Raw genomic sequence first — 17265 nt, 5'->3', positions numbered from 1 at the left:
CAAACATGGCATTGGGCGGCATTACCCCGAAACAGCGACTGGCCATGGTTGCTTAATGAATCCTACTTCTGAGCTCGGTTAAAAATGGGGGGATTACCGGTTTAACTCATGACCAGGGCCAGCATAGGCAAACCCAAAAACACTTAAAAGTAAACTTGTTATCAATATTTTGATCTTCATTTTTATCTCCTTTAATTAAAAAGCTTCGTTTGATTTAATGCGGCTCAATACTTTTTCTGATGCCTTCTTGCCATAAAGCCAAAAAATTGCTGGCGTTAAAAATGTATCGAGCAATGTCGAGCTAATCAGGCCTGAAAAAATAACAACCGCCACTGGGTGAAGAATTTCTGTGCCAGGCCGCTCTGCTTCAAATAACAAAGGCGCTAAAGCAAACGCTGTTACTAAAGCGGTCATTAAGACCGGGCTAAGGCGCTCGATAGAGCCTCGCATAATCATTGATAAGTCAAACACCTCTCCCTCTGATTGCATCAAATTAAGGTAATGACTGATCTTCAAAATTCCATTACGTACCGATATTCCTGCCAGAGTAATAAAACCAATTAGTGCTGCAATAGAGAGTGGCTGCCCTGAGATCCATAGCCCAATAACAGCACCTACCATGGCTAGCGGGATATTGAGCATAATCATCAAAGATAGTTGTGCTGACCGATAGCGGCTATTCAAAACAGCAAATATCAATAAAAGCGAACCTACAGAGAGCAAAACAATTAGTTTAGAAGCCTCTTCTTGTGCCTTAAATTGACCATCCAAGGTAATAAAGTAGCCCTCTGGCAAGCTTTGATTTGCAAGCACACTCCTAATGTCAGCGACTACATCCGATAAAGCGCGTTTTGAGGTATTGGCTGATAAGACAATTCTTCTTTTGCCGCCGTCTCTACTAATTTGATTTGGTCCATCACCATCTTCAATAGTTGCAATTTTTGAGAGTGGGATTTTTCCATTGGGAGTATCAATCAAAATATCCGCAAGGCCTTCAAAATTTCTAGCAGAATCTGGCAGTTTGATCACCAAAGCAAAGCGTCGATTACCTTCAATAATCTGTGAAATCCGCTCCCCTTCAACCATGCCTTGTAAGGAGGACATGACCTGTGATGCGGAGATCCCATATTGCGCAGTCCGATCATAATCAATGCGAACTTTGATCTGCGGAGCCAGCACTTGTTTTTCAATCTCTAAATCAACCAGGCCTTCAATCCCTACTAGTTTTGATCTTAATAAATCTGCCTGACTTCGCAGCTGATCTAGGTCATCACCGAAAATCTTGATCGCGATTTGGGATCTCACGCCAGAGAGCATATGGTCGATTCGATGAGAAATGGGCTGCCCAATCGCAATAGCAGCCGGTAAATTGACGAGTCTTGAACGAATATCGGCCTGGATCTCAGCCATTGAGCGGTCTAGCTCACCTGCTGGTTTAATGCCCACATCAAGTTCACTGACATGCACTCCTTCGGCGTGCTCATCTAGCTCTGCCCTACCGCTTCTTCGGCCCACATAGGTCACTTCGGGAACTTGTCTGACAAGCTTTTCGGCTTGACTTGCTACGCTAGCAGACTCAGAAAGAGAAACACCAGGATTGAGACGAAGGCCGATGAGTAATGTTCCCTCATTAAACGGCGGTAAAAATGAACTCGCCATAAAAGGAATGCTCGCGCCAGCCAATAAGACCGATGCAAATGCATACATCAAAGGTTTTTTGGGGGCCGCTAATAATTTAGATAACTGAACCTTGTAATGACTTTTTAGCCATGTAACGATTTTTGTATCATGATCACCAAGTGACTTCATTGATGGCAGCAAATAAAAGCAAAGTACTGGGGTGATCGTGACTGACACTAAAAGCGATGCCAAGGTAGAGACAATAAATGCGATGCCCAAAGGCACAAATAGGCGACCCTCAATACCCGGTAACGCAAATAGTGGAATAAACACTAAAACAATGATTGCAGTTGCATAGATGATTCCTGTCCTTACCTCTAATGAGGCTGCTCGTACAATTGCTAGCGGAGATAATTGATTGACCTTATCCCTATCAAGATTTTCTCGCAGACGCCGAATCACGTTTTCTACGTCCACTACAGCATCATCTACCAAGCCCCCAATCGCAATGGCTAACCCTCCCAATGTCATCGTGTTGATCGATAGGCCGAAGTATTTAAAAACTAAGGCTGTCAATAAAATCGAAACGGGGATTGCAGTTAAAGAGATGATGACTGGACGTATCGTTCCTAAAAACAAATACAGTACTACCGCTACAAAGATTGAGGCACCGATGAGCTTACCCTCCAAGGTGCTAATGGACGCATCGATAAAACTCGCCTGTCTAAATGTCACTTTTGGGGTATTCATACCTACTGGAAGGCCTTGTTTTAACTCAGATATTGCAGTCTCAATTTTCCTGGTTAATTCCACCGTATCTGCTGAGGGCTGCTTTTGAACGCCCAGGATTACCGCTGGACCACCTTCGTAACCAGCATCTCCTCGTCTTACGGCCGGTGCAAATGTGACATCAGCGACTTGCTTTAAGAGTATTGGCTGGCCATTTCGGCTTGAAACAGCAATATTTTTCAAATCCTCCAAACTAGAAGTTCGCCCTATATGACGAATCAAGTACTCGCGATTATTCGACTCAAGAAACCCGCCAGATGTATTGGCTGAATATCCCCTTAATGCATCTTCCAGTTGCAATATGCTCAGACCCAGTTCAGCCATGCGGCGAGTATTGGGCTGTACTTGAAACTGCCTTACCTGACCACCAATTGGAATCACTTGAGCAACACCTGGAATAGCCATTAGTCTTGGGCGAAGCACCCAATCAGCATATTCGCGCACTTGCATGGATGAAATCTTCGACTCATCAATTGGAATGGCAATCTGCATAATCTCACCCATGATCGAGCTAATGGGTCCCATGCGAGAAACGATGCCATCGGGAATAGCGCCCTCCATGGATGACAACCTCTCCGAAACCATCTGCCTGGCACGGTAAATATCAACGGACCAATCAAATGTGACGTAAATAAATGAGAGACCTGCGCTAGATACCGAACGAATGGCTTCAACACCTGGCAAACCATTCATGGCGGTTTCTAATGGGAAGGTGATGAGCTGCTCAACCTCTTCAGAGGCCATACCACCGGCCTCGGTCATGATCGTGACAGTAGGTTTATTCAAGTCAGGAAATACATCAACAGGCATTTTGCTTAGGGTAAAGAGCCCATAGCCCATAGCTATCAGGCTAAGCAAAATCACCATCATTCGATTCTTTAAACTAAAGTCTAGTAACCAGGTAAACATGTTCTGTCCTTAGCGAATCTGGTTAATGAGAGATGACCCATCAGTAACCACTCGGTCACCATCTTTAATGCCGCTCGTGATGACAATACTTTGACCGTCCAAGGGCTCAAAAACCACCACCCTAGGCTCAAAGGTTTCGGGATTTCTTTTTACCCACACAATGGTTTGATTTGAGCCGCTCTTAACAAGCGATTTTGCGGGGACTTTGGTACCCAAGATCTTGGTATTGGTGTTTACAAATACTCTTATAGGCTGACCTATAGGGAGATATTGCAAATCATCAGCTTTAGCAGAGAATGCGAGTGGTAAAGCCTGTTCGCGTAGGGTCTGACCACCACCAAGATAAGAAAGCTCAATCACCTTGCCATTGACTTCAACTTTTCCATCAGCAATGTTTTTCGCCAAGTTTGGATCATAGGCAAGCGCCTCAATTAAAAACTTAGAAGGATTTACTACCTCGAAAATCAGATCTCTCTCTTGCACAACCTGGCCAGAGACAATACCAGCAGTAGAAATAATTCCAGTAACTGGAGCCCTTAATTCTTCATTAGCAACCGCAGCCTCTGCCTCTTCAATTGTTTTACGAGGAACTGTATCGCTCAGTTCACGCAATCGCTTTAGCCGACTCTCTGCAAGCGATCGTGATTTTCCAGGACCAGCTTCAGGGGTTACATAAGCGAGAATGTCGCCTTTATTTACCCTTTGCCCCGGCAATGGAAAGCCGTTAGGCCCAGGAGTAATTCGACCTGCAACGATGGCCTGAACTTTGCCTCCAAAGTTAGGATCCATGATGACCTTACCTGCTAAATCATAGGTTTTGGCATATTCACCCGGTTGACTAGGGGCAGTCATGACATGCAACTGTCTTTGAGCAGGTTTTGGGACAAAAAGATTCCCATCGGCCTGTCTTTTGGGAGCATCGCCCTGAACCTGTACTGAGGAGTCATCATGTCCTGGACCAGCATAGACTTTGAAGGTAAATAACGCAGCTGATAAACCCATCAGAAATGCGAATAATCTGAGGTCTCTTAAATTGCGATTCATACCCGCTCCTTAATTTGATTGATGATTCTTATAGCACGGCTTCTTAATAAGCCCCTATTGCGATAAGACCAATATGCAACTCCGGCAACAAAGCACACCAGTAGCAATAGCTTTAACCATGCTTTCCAATTCATTACTGAAGAATTTCCAAACTGACTTAAATCAATTGTGGAAACTAAAATATCGAGCTCGCCGCCATCATTGATGTTGATGCTAATGGGGGTTGGCTGATCTTTAATTTTGTCTTTTAGCTCGATCAAATACTCTCCATCACCATGCGACTTTGCAGCTACTTTTGCCCCATCAACCTCAACATCAATGCTGGCGCCTTTTACCACCTCATTAGTTGCATAGCGATCTAAATAAAGCGTTATTTGCTTGCCTCGAATGACCCCCACAAGTTCATAAAGATTAGACTCAGCGTAAAAACGTGGCATTTTTTGGGCTTGCTGCTGATTAGGTTTTTCGTCACCGTGATCATGTCCCGGGCCTGCATACGATGTAGGCGAGATTGCTAAAGTTAGAGCAGCTATTAGCTGCACCAAGTAGTAGGTATAGTTTTTAAATAATTTCATAGGATCAATGTACTTATTCAGGTAACAGGCCAAGCGCCTGACGTAGATTTGAGACAGCTACTGCGTAATTAATTTTTGCAACCGCCGCTTGTCGATTGGCGTCTACTGCTTCAATCTCAATGCGCAATCTTGTAGGCAGGTCTGTTTCTCCGAAGCGGAACGATTTTTCAAAAAATTGTCGAGTTTCGTTAGCTAAGGTCGATCTTTTATCGGCAGCGCTAAGTTTCAATTGGGCTGATTTAACCAAGGCTATATTTGATTCCACATTACTTAAGGCAGACTCGCGCTCATAAGCTAAGCGCACCTCGGAATCCACTATCTCCGCCGTAGCACTCGCCAATCTGTTGGCATTTCTTGCATCAGAACCAAATGGAATTCTTAAACCAATCGCAACAGATTGCTGATACGGAACTCCGTAAACTTCACGACCCTTAGTAGTCCATATTTGCAACTCAGGTGAAGCCCTCGTTTGAGACTTTGCCAAATCAAGCGCCTTTCTGGCGACCTCCAACTGATCCATAAGTGCGGCAACTATTGGTAAGCTGGAATCTAAGCCTGATAAATTTTCAGGAACCTTAGGTACTGGCTCAATATTTTTAGTAGCATCGCCGAATTGAATTTTCTTTAGATTCTCACTACCCAATAAAGAGCGCACCCTTTGCTCAGCATTAATCACATTGGCTTGCGCCTCAACCAAAAAGGCCTCTGAGGATGCGAGCGCTCCATTAGCTTGATGTAGATCAGCGCGAGATAGATCACCGGCCTTAAACCTTTTTTCAACATCCATAGCCAACGTCTTTGCGTTCTCAAACCGACGTAGTGCCAAGTCAGATTCAATCTTGGATCTTTGGTAATTCCAATAGGTATCTCTTACTTCAGCTGCAATCTTTAATTGGGCAAGATAGTATTGAGACATAAGTTTTTTATATTCAGCATCAGCTAAATTAATTGAGCTTGACCGCTCATTCCAAAGCCAAAGTGGAATACCCAGACCGAGGATAGTCTCGCTAGCGCCCTGGTTACTATTTGCTCTATCTGTTTTTTGGGAGACCTCTACTGATGCTGGACTCACCAAAAGACTGCTAGCAATTTTTTGTTTAGCAAGCGCTGCTTCTACCCTATATTGATAGGCTCTGTAGTCAGGCTGGCGCTCCCATGATGACTCATAGAAAGCTTTTAAAGCTGATTCACCTTTGCGCTCTCCGTTGGCTAGCGCTATTGGTGATCCCAATAGGAAGATTAATCCTGTAAGTTGAATGACACAGCGACAAGCTGCGTCCAAATACTCTCGCGACATAAAAACTCCATTTGTTTATACAAAACAGAGTTAGCGAGAAGGTTAGATTGGTGCTCTCGCTAACTTAGGCGAGAGCCATCCAATTAGGTTTTTCAGGTGGGGTGGGAGAAAAATCGACCAAAAATTCTACTTGAGCACTTTCGTAATGAAAGGCGGTGGCAGCAATTGAAACACTAAAAGACGACTTTAATGCTGGCGAGTGCGCCAAATGGCAGACTCCGCAATCGGAATCAGCGGCTACAGGATCGCTAGCAGAGACAGCGGCAGCGACTGCCTCATGCTCGTGATGGGCAACATGCACGGCTGAACCCTGCTCTTCTTGGCAGTAGCCTGCAATAGTTGCATAGGAGGTTTGAATTGATAAAGCTAGCAATGCTAGAGCTATCAGAATTTTTTTCATACTTTGAATTAAAGCATATTTTCTTCTTATGTGTACGCTACTAGAACTTGACACCCTAATTTGAGGGTTTTAAGGTGGATTGAAATTAGCTGGTAAACATGTATAATTAAGCCAAGGACTGGGGATTCTCGGTCGACATTAAGCTCCGGTTTTCCGGGGCTTTTTGTTTTTTAGATTAGGGAAATCTCTTTAGGCCCCATCCCTCAACTTTGCCACCTCTTTTTAATAGCTTATGTTTAAGCACCTCAACTGCCCTATTAGATTGTGTTGGCTTCAAGATAGAAACACCCACTGGCCTAGCCACCAAGTCTGCAATTTGAAGTCCGACAGAATTCGACTTTTTGTCAGCAAAGATGATTTCGAAATTCAGCTTTTCTCGACTATAGTTTTCGCCATCACAAATACGTCTGAACTCTAGCTCCAACTCATTGTCTTCAGCATTTCCCCGTTTCTCAACAATGATATGAAGAGACGGATTAACAATCGCTCTTGATGGATCAGCATCCACCCATTCGCCCTCCTGAATCAAAAATGCTTTAACTCTCTCTAGACCAAATTCCAAGCCTAAATGGTATGGGTTTGCCGGGTTGACATACTGTTTCTTATGTCCATCTTTGTTGATAACGACACAAACCAAATGAAATGGAAGGTCTTTAATAATGTCAGTCAGCTCATCTAAAAACGATTGCTTTAAGACAGGATTCTTTAGGAATGAAAAACTTCCACTATCTCTTCTAATTTCACGCTCATGCAGAATAATTTGGTCATGGCCAAAATGCTTAAATTTGAATTGCTGGATAGCAGGAGTTACTGTAGATACGTAGTCGGCTTTTTTCACAATCAAAAAAGCCAAGACAAATAGCGGGTATTCAGGATCAATATTACCCATCGACGGAGAACCACTTTCGTCAACAAATACCAAATACTCACTCAAGCGTGTAGCCATCTAAATAACCCTACTTAAATGGGTATTTTAGGTTACTTGAATGATTTAATAAACCCCTGAAAATGCCGAGAAAGCAATTTTGATAAAAAATTCTTATGGTTCACCTAATTGCTTAAGTAAGGCTCTTAATTTTTATTACTGAGACTTTTGCCTATCCTAAAAACAAAGAAAAGAATGGAAAAGTGAGGTTTGGCATAATCTTAAAATCTATTGCTTTCCATAAAATGCAAAATGATTGGCCTTCATAGCGTCGCCAACAACCCCAAGACTAATGAATCTCCTCTATTAAACCCAGCAGGGTATAGGTGATTTTTGGCTCTCTATTTGGCCTAGATATTGTTCTGGTATGTAAACGAACTTTCCAGGTTTGCCCAACGACATTCCCATCTAGCAAGATTTCATTTAATTTAGTTTTTGCGAACTCGGGGGAAATGGTTCCATATATAGTAGTCAACCCATCGAGGAGGGCTAGCTCAAATCTTCTGTGGGCAGGCAAAAGGTACAAGCGACCAGAGAATTCAGAAGAATCATCCTCATCAATTTGAGCAGAATCCAAGCGATCTCTAGCTCTTTTAATGTCCAATTCGCCCAACTGAATATCGCGCATATCCTCCACTATCCTAATTAAGGCATGCTCATCATCTAGAAGGGTGAATAGATTTGCCAATGAAGTTAAATATCGATGATCAATTCTCTCCAATAACCCCTCGAAGTCTTCTGCATTAACACCAGAAGAACTTAGAATCGCGTCAGCTACATGATCCATTACTATCTTTAACTGTGTTTCTGTAACAGTTTCATTCTGACCAGCCTCCTCAAGCACAACCCCAACAGAACCCCTAACCATATCAGTGAGCAATAAATCAGAGTTTTGCTTAAATGGAATTGGCCCCCTACTACCAGTTGATCCAGTCTCCTCAGATGCGAATTGCTTTGCTACCAAATCTTGAAATCCCTCAATAGCCTTGCCTACAAAATCCGCTTTAATCCCTTTTGATCCAATAACTGGGCCCCCAGAGAAAAATAAACCTACGCTAGCCTTTAGTTCTGGCGTAGCTTTAAGCTGGTCAATCTCCCGCTGAATTCTTTCTTTCCTTTGACTAAACTGCATATGCCCAACAGGGTCGGATTGGGCGGTCCTATCTAGCAGCAAATAGTCAATGTTTGCTAAATCTGCGGTTAGAGAATCTAGGGCAAGTTTTTTAATCACTCTTTACCCCGCCATTTAACATCTCAATTACCTTGTAGTCATTATCAGCATTTAATGAAACCTGAAGCATACCTTTCCACAAAAAGGTATCTCTCTGGTGGGAAAATAATCCACTCCAGTAAATAGTCTCATCTACTATTAACCTTGAATCTTTTGATAGGTCTACAAAAAAAGCATCGCATTTATATTTACTCTTAACCAAATCATGATCAAACAAATGTCTATGGTCATCCAAAAACTTCTGTATCTCAAGGGGGCTTACTGGCAAATAAGCAAAGGTAACCAAATCCAAATCTTTGGGAGGTCTACCTCTAGAAACCTCACAATTTTCGGTAAAACTACCATCTAGCAGTTGAAACCCAACGCTTATTCCTACTTTTCTTAGTTCGGAACGGTAATCCAAAAATCCAAGAAGAATGTCTACTCTTTCAGCACTGGTTGCCAGCTTCGAGGCAATCGTTATTAAATCTGTTTTGTATGGGGAGCAGGCGCCAACAACCCCAGGATTGCTACCTATGTAGGGAGGCAATACGCCTGAAGAATTAAATAATGGAAACAACCGTTACCTTTATAGAAATAATCAGCTCCATGTTATCACTTGTCGAGTGGGATCCCGATTTGAGTCAAGCCATCTGAATAACCCATCAAATAGCCTAGAAAATCAACGCCGCACTAATCAAGCTTTACTTTCGGATAATGAATCATCGCACAGGCTGCAAAAAGATTGGGGTCCTATGAATAAGTTGGCACGTAAATGCGACCTGAGTTCATTTCAAATAATTCTTAATATCATGTAAATGGTTATATTTTTACTTATCCAGTGATATTCTAACTTTCATAATGAATTTATCAATGCATCATTAATTTAACTGCAATAAATCAAAGGGTTGCATAGTGAAAATAGAACTAGTTAAGGTTTCAAATTGGCGATCGATTAAAGGGTTGGAAATTAAATTCCAAGATTTAATGATTTTCATTGGACAAAATAATCATGGCAAATCCAACATTCTTTCATCGCTATTATTTTTTTTCGGAGAAATAAAACCCCAAGAATTGGATTTCAATTATGGATCTCAAGAGTTATTTGTTGAGATTTTATTTTCAGATCTTGATGAGGCTGATCAAACAACTTTCAAAAAATATGTAACTGCTGATAAAAAAATTCGAGTTAGAAAAACGGCATATATTGGCGGAAACTTTGAATACCACGGCTATACAGAGACGCCTGCTGATGAATTTTTACAAGAATCAAGCGCAGCCTCATATACCAAGAGAGATGTTGCTGCCTCTCTACCCTTTTATCAATACTTACCGGAAGCGGGCCGCCTCTCCAAACAAGATATCGTAGATGCTCAGGAAAAATATATCCAAGATAACAAAGACAAAATTAGCTTTAACTACATTATGGAAGAATCTAATTTTCTAGGTCTAAAGTCTGTAGCCAAAGGAATATTTGGAAATATTTATTTTATTCCTGCAATAAAAGATGCATCCGAAGACTTCTCCTCAAAAGAGGCCAGCTCGTTCGGGAAAATATTCTCGAAAATAGTTACGGATATGTCTAATAACAATGATGACTGGAAATCAACAAAAAACAATCTAACGAACCTATTTGGATCTCTAAATGAGTATGATTCAAATGGAGATCAAAACGAAAATAGGCCGACGGAATTGGTTGAATTCGAAGTGCTCCTTAGTGCAGAACTAGAGTCATGGAATGCAAAGGTAAATGTTGAAATAACGCCACCAAATATTGATGATGTCTTTAGAGCTAATACGCAAGTGTGGGTAAACGATGGCGTAAGAACTGACATCAGAAGAAAGGGGCATGGACTACAAAGAGCCTTGATTTTCGCAATGATCAAGGTGATGTCAGACAAGGCTTCAACCATCAACCCCGACGAAACATCCACTAGAACATCGTCAAATTCATCTTTTTTTGTCCTTGAAGAGCCTGAGCTATTCCTTCATCCGTAAGCCCAACGAGCAATGTTTGACTCCCTCGCAAACCTCTCTAGACATAACATACAAATCACCTTGTGCACCCATTCAAGCGCACTTATAAATGTCGATCAATATAAATCAATTTGCATAGTAAGAAAGGATTCAGAGGCAATTGGGACAAGGATATGTCAGTGCACTGAGGAAATATTTACTGGCAGCGATAGAGATGATTTCCAGCTCTCATCTTGGCTAAATCCAGATAGAAATGAACTCTTTTTTGCAAAAAGAGTTCTTTTGGTGGAAGGTCCAACAGAAAAGGCAATCATTCCAAGATTAGCCAAAAACCTCGATGTTTTTAGATACGACTACACATTGGTTGACTGTGCATCAAAATCCTCCATACCCCTCTACTGCAAGCTACTTAACTTATTTCAAATCCCTTATACAGCCATTTATGACACGGATTTACATAATCATAAGGATGAATCCGCCCTTACTGTGGCCAAAAGGCAAACATCCGAACTTCTTGCAGCAATCAACCCTGATTTTGGTAAGTCAGTTAGCTTTGAAATAGACATTGAAAATGAACTTGGTTTTATTGCCAAAGGTAAAAATAAACCTTACAGCGCCCTTCTAAAGATTGAAGAAGGAGACTATGTCATTCCAGGGCAACTTGCTCAGAAGATAACCAACATCTACGAATAGATGCATAATCTGTTGTCACGCAGAATTTTTTCAACCGTTACTTAAGTAACGCTCAAAAGTTCGAAATCCGAGCCACAGATTCGAACTTTGTACCCAAAAGCAATCGCACAGTCAATCGCACTCTTTTAATCCGTTGGTCGCGAGAGTTCTCGATCGTAAGCGTTACTTAAAGTAACGCTTGCATCTGACCTATGCCGCACGTAGCTCTCGTTCAGCCCGCTTCTTACTTTGATAGCTCGCACTAACTTTAGCGTCAGCCTCAATTAACCGCCTAGTTTCCGCACCACGGAGCTGTTCTGCTGCTTGGATAACCTTTAAGTGACTATAGTGGCGCTCAATCATTACAACACTGGTACCCATTTGCTTGGCTAGGGTATGAATAGGTACTCGGTCATGGGTTAACGCTAAAGTGGCATACGTATGACGTAAGCTATAAAACACTCGCTTTTGATCTGTCTTTGGATCCTTTAATAAGTTGTGATCTTCCAAGAAGCACATAAACATCTTCTGAAATGACTCACTGACATCTTCCTTATTATCCTTAGTCCTAAATACATAATCTTCATTAGTAGGAACAATCAAGTCCTTAAGGGGCTCAGTTAATGAGCTATCAACCCCATAGTTTCTCTGGGCTATACGCTCCAGCACCTTTACTGTGGGCTGCCTACCAATAATTTGCCTGGTGCCTGTTTTTCCAGTAACAGTAAGCTCACAACTACGGTTTAGGTTATGCACTTCAATGCGCTCACCCCGTTCATCGACTTGATCTGTCAAAGTTGAGGCAGGGCTCATCATGAAGCGAATCTGCTTCCACTTAATATCCAGTAGCTCAATCCCAGGTCTTGCGCCAGTATCGACTAGCATCTCAATATAGTCGCGCATGATTTGTCTACGCTCACGACTAGCCAGATTGCGAGCAGCATCAATCCAAGGTTCTAAGTTAGCCAATAGGGCCTTTAGTTCATGCAATTCAAAAGCTGGTCTACGATCACTCTTCTTGCCATTGTTGGCTACTAGCTTGGGACGATTGGCTTCAGTTAAAAAACCTCGAATGACCGCTTCATCAAATACCCTGTTCATCGCAGCATTTTGAGTATGTAAGGTACTAGACGTAGGCTCTTTACCCATCAGCTCAATGCGAGCTCGATCAAACTGCTCTAGTGCTTTATAGTCAATATTAGTAATCATGCGATTACCTAGTGAGGGAATGATGTAATCCTTAATTACCCGAATATAGTCTCTATAGATGACTTTGCCTTTGCCAGCAGATAACTCTTGCTCCATACGCTCAATAGCTAGCTTGGCAATATCTTTAAAGCGACGAGTAACAACAGGCAAATTAGAGCGATTACGAATCTGCGCCTCAAAGAAGATTTCTTTAGCCCGATCTTTAGCCAGCTCGATCTTTCGCTCCTTAGTAGAAGCTCTTTGCCAAACTCCAGCAACCTTATAGCGACATTGCCAGATGCCACTGCGCTCACGGCGATAGATCACCAGCTCTCTAGGTAGCATCTCATGGGTAGTTTCAACGATTTGCGGCATATAGTAACTTTAGTTTCTGATGGTGGCTTAGGACAACCGGTATCGGGCAAATCGCATGGTCAAGATATCCAAAGAGCAATGGCAATCTCATGGCAGCTCTTGGCATTTGATGGGGCCCTCTTGGCAATTTCAGTGTTACTTGGAGTAACGCTTGATAGTTACCCAAGCTCATTGCGCCTCCAGATACATAATCCCGTGCTTTTCTAGTGCATCGCCAATGGCTGCCATTTCAATGCTAGAAAACACGGAATGCCCCAGTCTTTGCTGGAAATAGTCATTCACCGCAAATAACGCTCCTAAGTCGTCCATATCCAATTCATCACCAAGATTGATCTTGGCACTGGCATATGCTGACGTTTTTAAAGTGTCAAAAGAGATGACTTGATTAACTGCAAGATTGCTTTGATTCATTTGCTTCTCCCGTATACATGGGACTATCAATATCGATAACCCATACACGTACGATAGGCGTTTTAGCCTACTTTTCGGACAAACAATCAATTCAAATCGAGTTTGTTAATAGCCTTTAGAGATAGGCTCGGACTTAGAAAGCGTTACTTAAAGTAACGCTTAATAAAGGTAATATATCTCTAACTAATGGCAATACAAACTGGATACGATATGTTTAAACACGAACTAGGATTGCTTGATAACGCCTTGGATAGCTTGAATGAAGCACTTGCCAAATATCAAGCCGGTGAAGCTGGGGACGAAAAGGCATATAAATTTGCCGTACTTCACATGGCTCACTTCCTAGAGCTAGTTCTTAAGCATCACATAACCCAAAAGCATCCACTATTAATTTATAGGGACCCATTTGCTAAAAACTTAACAAAAGAAAAAACAATTGGCCTCTGGGATGCAGTGAATTTTATTAATAATGAATCCTCAGATACTCTTAGCCCCCAATTTAAAAAAGATTTGGAATGGCTAAAAGAATTACGCAACAATATTGAGCACTATAAGTTTTCCATGGATGTTTTTGAAGCTAGACACACAATCGGTCGAGTTTTTTTCTCGTTACACGAATTTTTAGAGGAAGAATCAAACATCGATTTGGCAAAAGCGGTTGGCGCAAAAAATATCGATATATTTCAAACCTTATCTGATGAGTACAAATTAGCAGTCCACAATGCAATCATTGAAGTTGATAAAATTAAGTATCAAAACCCCCAAGATCCAATGGATCCAAACCAACCCGCAATATGCATAGACTGCGATGAATGCGGGCATCCTACGCTAGCACTTTGCGCTGATTCCAGCACGGGATATCGTTGTAAATTCTGCAAAAATGAATACAGCGATTATCTGCCATCATCATGCACAAGCTGTGGATGTGAATCAACTATTGGGGAGCTTGAAACTTGGGAAAATGAAAATGGGGATACTGAAAGAAGGTGTTATCACTGCTCCGGTAGATACCATATGGATAAAGATGATTAAGCGGCTACCCGACCCCAGCTATTGATTGCCTCTGCAAGTTCACTAATTTCATCCGAGACTTCTAAAAGCATATTTTTCGGCGCCCGATAGGAAATACTATCAATAACTGCGTCAACTTGATTGGCATTTTTAATTAAAGCGTCTTTAGGTCTCAGAATGAAAAGTGCCATGTACGATTTTTTTCTATACCTTGCAGCACATTCCATATCTAAGTAACTATCCATGAGATGCGTTTTTAAAGCTTGGGGAGAATAATAGGCGCTTCGAATCGTTCCAACACCATTTGCAGGCTGGAATGGAACCTTAATAGCCCTAGCCCCCTTATCAGTATTGATAATTACATTTGGAGTATTAGCTAAAAAATCGGCACCTAATTGAAATTTTTCTTTCAAATAATTTGATACATCCTCTAAAGCCTCATCATCATCAACCATTTTTATAATTTTTGATTCGCGATGTGGAAGGGCTGCTGTAACTTGAGTTCTAAAAACATCATTTATAACTTGCTTGATGTTGGAGTTATAAAAAGATGTCATTTCACCAAAAACTACTTGGGGTGATGGTGAGTCGCCCTTTAACAATAATGACTCTTTTGTAATTTTTGCCAAAGATAAGATTGCGTGAGATGCGTCCCCATAAAAACAGCTCAGCCTTCCAGGCTCTTCGATAATCTTGACATACCTATCGCCATTAATACCATCTATTGCGCAAACACCAATATTAATTGTCTCGCCAGTAAAAATATCAGGCGTGCATTTGATCACAAATAATTTTCCAGCAACCCTTATGCCATTACTTGGACCGGAATATGAAGAGAGTGTTTTTTCAAAATTTGTCATACGAGAATATTTAATCTTTTCTGAAACCAGTTCACGATATCCATATTTCTCCACCATATTGCGCTTAATGCATCAGATGATTCTTGACTAGATTTTGCATCTAACGCAATCTTTAAATTGGAGATTTCTTTAAAAAACCTTTCTTCTATCAGACTAGCCGCTGAATAAATTGCGTTCCTATGTGTACTTGATAAGCTTTTCATATCAACCCACTCTTCTAATGGCTTGCTTTTAATCCAATCAGTTTTACCCCATAAATTCTGAGATAGCCAATTTGGACCCCCCAAGATATCACTATGATCAATAACCACAAAACTCTTTTTAGAGGTAAACACTAAATTTCCAGCGTTTCTATCTCCATTCATTACAAGCTGGTCAGCAGCGACCATTAAAGAAAATGAAGGACAAGAAAGTATTCTTGTTATGAATTGCTGAATTTCATTGGGGTTTTTTAGGTTATATATTTCTTGAGGCGTACCTTCGTAAGTCGGAGTGGGTTGAAAGCTAACGAAAGCCCAGCGCAATTGCTCGACATCATCTATAACTATTGGCGCTTCAATCATTGCAGCATCAGGCTGTGGAATGCCTAAAGCTGACATTACTGTGTAGCCGAAATACTCATTAAATAATGACCTGTAAGCAACATCAGGGAAATGCTTTACAAATCCGCGACTAAATTGATTATCTGCATTATTCAACTCAGCAAGATGTGTCCATGCACGAACACCTCCAGATTGACTATGCAATCGCCTTATATAGTGAGATGAGGGCAGTATTGCAGGTAATTTCAAAGCCATGAGCCATTCTAAACCTTGCTTAAAGTAACGCTCAAAAGACAAAACCCCCACCATTGCTGATGAGGGTTTGCTTTTCTGGTGGGCCCACCAGGACTTGAACCTGGGACCAAAGGATTCCGGTTTGTGTAATTTTCATTACTCCCTGGACTATGCCTTCATCATATCGATTGCTCGACTTAGATGGGTGCCGTCTAGTCTCTACACGTTCAAAGTATTTCTACTAAGCTTCGCTCGGCGTTAGCTTGTGCAGCTTTTGACTACATTTAGCTTTCTCCGAATTTGACACCATCCCATATACAGTTTCCACGTATATGGCACAACTTACGCCATGAGTCCTCTGCTCTAACCAACTGAGCTATGGGCCCTAAACTTGCTCTTTTTAACCCGATAAAACTGGGCTAAAACTACTGCTTTACAACTTGCCTCGGTGTGTAAGCGGTGTGTAAGCAAACTTATCTACCCTTACCACGCTAAGACCCTTATGTTTATTAGGTTCTTAGCAAAATACAACGAGGTTATCTCTCTTATGAGTCCTCTGCTCTAACCAACTGAGCTATGGGCCCTATATCAGCATTGTAATTGAAGGGTCAAGCCACCCCTTATCTAATTGGTGTGGTTGCATTTACATTCCAGTTGGATATACATTATTATGTGTATATCAAAAGGAGTTATTAATCATGATCGTTTCCAAATGGGGTAATAGCCTAGCTATTCGACTGCCCTCCCAAGTGGTGGAATATTTGAAGCTTAAGGAAGGGGATGATATTGAGGTTCAGGTCGCCGATAAAAAACATTTCCACATTAGAAAGAAACCATCTCTGCAAGAGAGGATTGAGGGTCTGAGAAAATTTCGTGGACGAATGCCTGCTGATTTTCACTTTGATAGATCCGAACTGAATGAACGCTAAAAAAATATTTTTTGATACCAATACCCTGCTTTACCTACTGTCATCAGATGACAAAAAAGCAGACTGGGTAAGCAAAAATCTACAGCAGCACAATGTGATTAGCGTTCAAGTGCTCAGTGAATTTACATCAGCTTCTCTAAGAAAAATAAAAATATCTAATACTGAGCTAGATGAGTTTTTGGATCTATTTACATCCATATTCAATGTGAGATCTCTAGATATAGATACCTTTGAGACTGGACTAATGGTCTCCAGGCGCTATGGATATCAACACTATGATTCGATGATTATTGCTGC

General features: G+C 41.5%; 17 protein-coding genes. 5 read left to right on the top strand and 12 right to left on the bottom strand.

Going from position 1 to position 17265, the window contains the following annotated elements; translation table 11 throughout:
- Positions 1–195: 195 nt before the first annotated feature.
- The 8 genes from B7X71_RS06990 to B7X71_RS06955 form a co-directional block, all read right to left on the bottom strand.
- Complete coding sequence (locus B7X71_RS06990) at positions 196–3318, bottom strand: efflux RND transporter permease subunit (protein WP_293600420.1); 3123 nt, start codon at positions 3316–3318, stop codon at positions 196–198.
- Between the two features lie 9 nt (positions 3319–3327).
- Entirely contained in the window at positions 3328–4362 is a 1035-nt protein-coding gene (locus B7X71_RS06985) for an HlyD family efflux transporter periplasmic adaptor subunit (RefSeq protein ID WP_293600419.1), read from the bottom strand.
- Positions 4359–4937, bottom strand: a complete 579-nt coding sequence (locus B7X71_RS06980; RefSeq protein ID WP_293600418.1) for a hypothetical protein — start codon at positions 4935–4937, stop codon at positions 4359–4361. The genes B7X71_RS06985 and B7X71_RS06980 overlap by 4 nt, the downstream gene beginning before the upstream one ends.
- Before the next feature lie 13 nt (positions 4938–4950).
- Positions 4951–6234 (bottom strand): TolC family protein, encoded by a 1284-nt coding sequence (locus tag B7X71_RS06975; RefSeq protein ID WP_293600417.1) that lies wholly within the window; start codon positions 6232–6234, stop codon positions 4951–4953.
- Positions 6235–6298: 64 nt separating this feature from the next.
- A complete protein-coding gene (locus tag B7X71_RS06970) occupies positions 6299–6634 on the bottom strand; it encodes a hypothetical protein (protein ID WP_293600416.1) in 336 nt (111 codons plus the stop codon).
- Positions 6635–6809: 175 nt separating this feature from the next.
- Positions 6810–7580, bottom strand: coding sequence for a DUF3800 domain-containing protein (locus B7X71_RS06965; protein WP_293600415.1), 771 nt, complete (start codon positions 7578–7580; stop codon positions 6810–6812).
- A gap of 268 nt (positions 7581–7848) precedes the next feature.
- On the bottom strand, positions 7849–8790 hold the full coding sequence (locus B7X71_RS06960) for a hypothetical protein (RefSeq protein ID WP_293600414.1): 942 nt from the start codon (positions 8788–8790) through the stop codon (positions 7849–7851).
- A complete protein-coding gene (locus B7X71_RS06955) occupies positions 8783–9349 on the bottom strand; it encodes a hypothetical protein (RefSeq protein WP_293600413.1) in 567 nt (188 codons plus the stop codon). Before B7X71_RS06955 ends, B7X71_RS06960 begins: the two co-directional genes overlap by 8 nt.
- A 335-nt stretch (positions 9350–9684) precedes the next feature.
- On the opposite strand from B7X71_RS06955, the gene B7X71_RS06950 reads away from it, so the two are divergent.
- Positions 9685–10767 (top strand): AAA family ATPase, encoded by a 1083-nt coding sequence (locus tag B7X71_RS06950; protein WP_293600412.1) that lies wholly within the window; start codon positions 9685–9687, stop codon positions 10765–10767.
- A gap of 12 nt (positions 10768–10779) precedes the next feature.
- Positions 10780–11439 (top strand): TOPRIM nucleotidyl transferase/hydrolase domain-containing protein, encoded by a 660-nt coding sequence (locus B7X71_RS06945; RefSeq protein ID WP_293600411.1) that lies wholly within the window; start codon positions 10780–10782, stop codon positions 11437–11439.
- A gap of 189 nt (positions 11440–11628) precedes the next feature.
- Here B7X71_RS06945 and B7X71_RS06940 read toward each other — a convergent pair whose 3' ends face one another.
- Positions 11629–12981 carry a hypothetical protein gene (locus tag B7X71_RS06940; RefSeq protein ID WP_293600410.1) on the bottom strand — a complete coding sequence of 451 codons (1353 nt, stop codon included), beginning with the start codon at positions 12979–12981 and terminating at the stop codon, positions 11629–11631.
- A 168-nt stretch (positions 12982–13149) separates the two neighbouring features.
- Complete coding sequence (locus B7X71_RS06935) at positions 13150–13392, bottom strand: hypothetical protein (protein WP_062310554.1); 243 nt, start codon at positions 13390–13392, stop codon at positions 13150–13152.
- Positions 13393–13602: 210 nt separating this feature from the next.
- Between B7X71_RS06935 and B7X71_RS06930 the strand changes: the two genes are divergently transcribed.
- The gene (locus tag B7X71_RS06930; protein WP_293600409.1) at positions 13603–14424 is read left to right on the top strand and encodes a hypothetical protein; all 822 of its coding nucleotides are present in this window, start codon (positions 13603–13605) and stop codon (positions 14422–14424) included.
- Here the strand turns inward: B7X71_RS06930 and B7X71_RS06925 are convergent.
- Complete coding sequence (locus tag B7X71_RS06925; RefSeq protein ID WP_293600408.1) at positions 14421–15320, bottom strand: hypothetical protein; 900 nt, start codon at positions 15318–15320, stop codon at positions 14421–14423. The genes B7X71_RS06930 and B7X71_RS06925 overlap by 4 nt on opposite strands.
- Positions 15260–16102, bottom strand: coding sequence for a hypothetical protein (locus B7X71_RS06920; protein WP_293600407.1), 843 nt, complete (start codon positions 16100–16102; stop codon positions 15260–15262). The genes B7X71_RS06925 and B7X71_RS06920 overlap by 61 nt, the downstream gene beginning before the upstream one ends.
- A gap of 635 nt (positions 16103–16737) precedes the next feature.
- Between B7X71_RS06920 and B7X71_RS06915 the strand changes: the two genes are divergently transcribed.
- Entirely contained in the window at positions 16738–16968 is a 231-nt protein-coding gene (locus B7X71_RS06915) for an AbrB/MazE/SpoVT family DNA-binding domain-containing protein (RefSeq protein ID WP_293600406.1), read from the top strand.
- Positions 16958–17265, top strand: a 308-nt coding sequence (locus tag B7X71_RS06910) for a PIN domain-containing protein (protein WP_293600405.1), incomplete at its 3' end; no start/stop codon positions are given. The genes B7X71_RS06915 and B7X71_RS06910, both read left to right, overlap by 11 nt.

This window comes from Polynucleobacter sp. 39-46-10 (assembly GCF_002282275.1).
Note: the sequence above shows the minus strand (reverse complement) of the source record. Positions and strands in the feature narration are given on the sequence as shown.

Bases quoted from the DNA above. Each gene is read 5' to 3' on its own strand.
- B7X71_RS06990 (WP_293600420.1), bottom strand. From the start codon at position 3,318: ATGTTTACCTGGTTACTAGACTTTAGTTTAAAGAATCGAATGATGGTG.
- B7X71_RS06985 (WP_293600419.1), bottom strand. From the start codon at position 4,362: ATGAATCGCAATTTAAGAGACCTCAGATTATTCGCATTTCTGATGGGT.
- B7X71_RS06980 (WP_293600418.1), bottom strand. From the start codon at position 4,937: ATGAAATTATTTAAAAACTATACCTACTACTTGGTGCAGCTAATAGCT.
- B7X71_RS06975 (WP_293600417.1), bottom strand. From the start codon at position 6,234: ATGTCGCGAGAGTATTTGGACGCAGCTTGTCGCTGTGTCATTCAACTT.
- B7X71_RS06970 (WP_293600416.1), bottom strand. From the start codon at position 6,634: ATGAAAAAAATTCTGATAGCTCTAGCATTGCTAGCTTTATCAATTCAA.
- B7X71_RS06965 (WP_293600415.1), bottom strand. From the start codon at position 7,580: ATGGCTACACGCTTGAGTGAGTATTTGGTATTTGTTGACGAAAGTGGT.
- B7X71_RS06945 (WP_293600411.1), top strand. From the start codon at position 10,780: ATGTTTGACTCCCTCGCAAACCTCTCTAGACATAACATACAAATCACC.
- B7X71_RS06940 (WP_293600410.1), bottom strand. From the start codon at position 12,981: ATGCCGCAAATCGTTGAAACTACCCATGAGATGCTACCTAGAGAGCTG.
- B7X71_RS06935 (WP_062310554.1), bottom strand. From the start codon at position 13,392: ATGAATCAAAGCAATCTTGCAGTTAATCAAGTCATCTCTTTTGACACT.
- B7X71_RS06930 (WP_293600409.1), top strand. From the start codon at position 13,603: ATGTTTAAACACGAACTAGGATTGCTTGATAACGCCTTGGATAGCTTG.
- B7X71_RS06925 (WP_293600408.1), bottom strand. From the start codon at position 15,320: ATGGTGGAGAAATATGGATATCGTGAACTGGTTTCAGAAAAGATTAAA.
- B7X71_RS06915 (WP_293600406.1), top strand. From the start codon at position 16,738: ATGATCGTTTCCAAATGGGGTAATAGCCTAGCTATTCGACTGCCCTCC.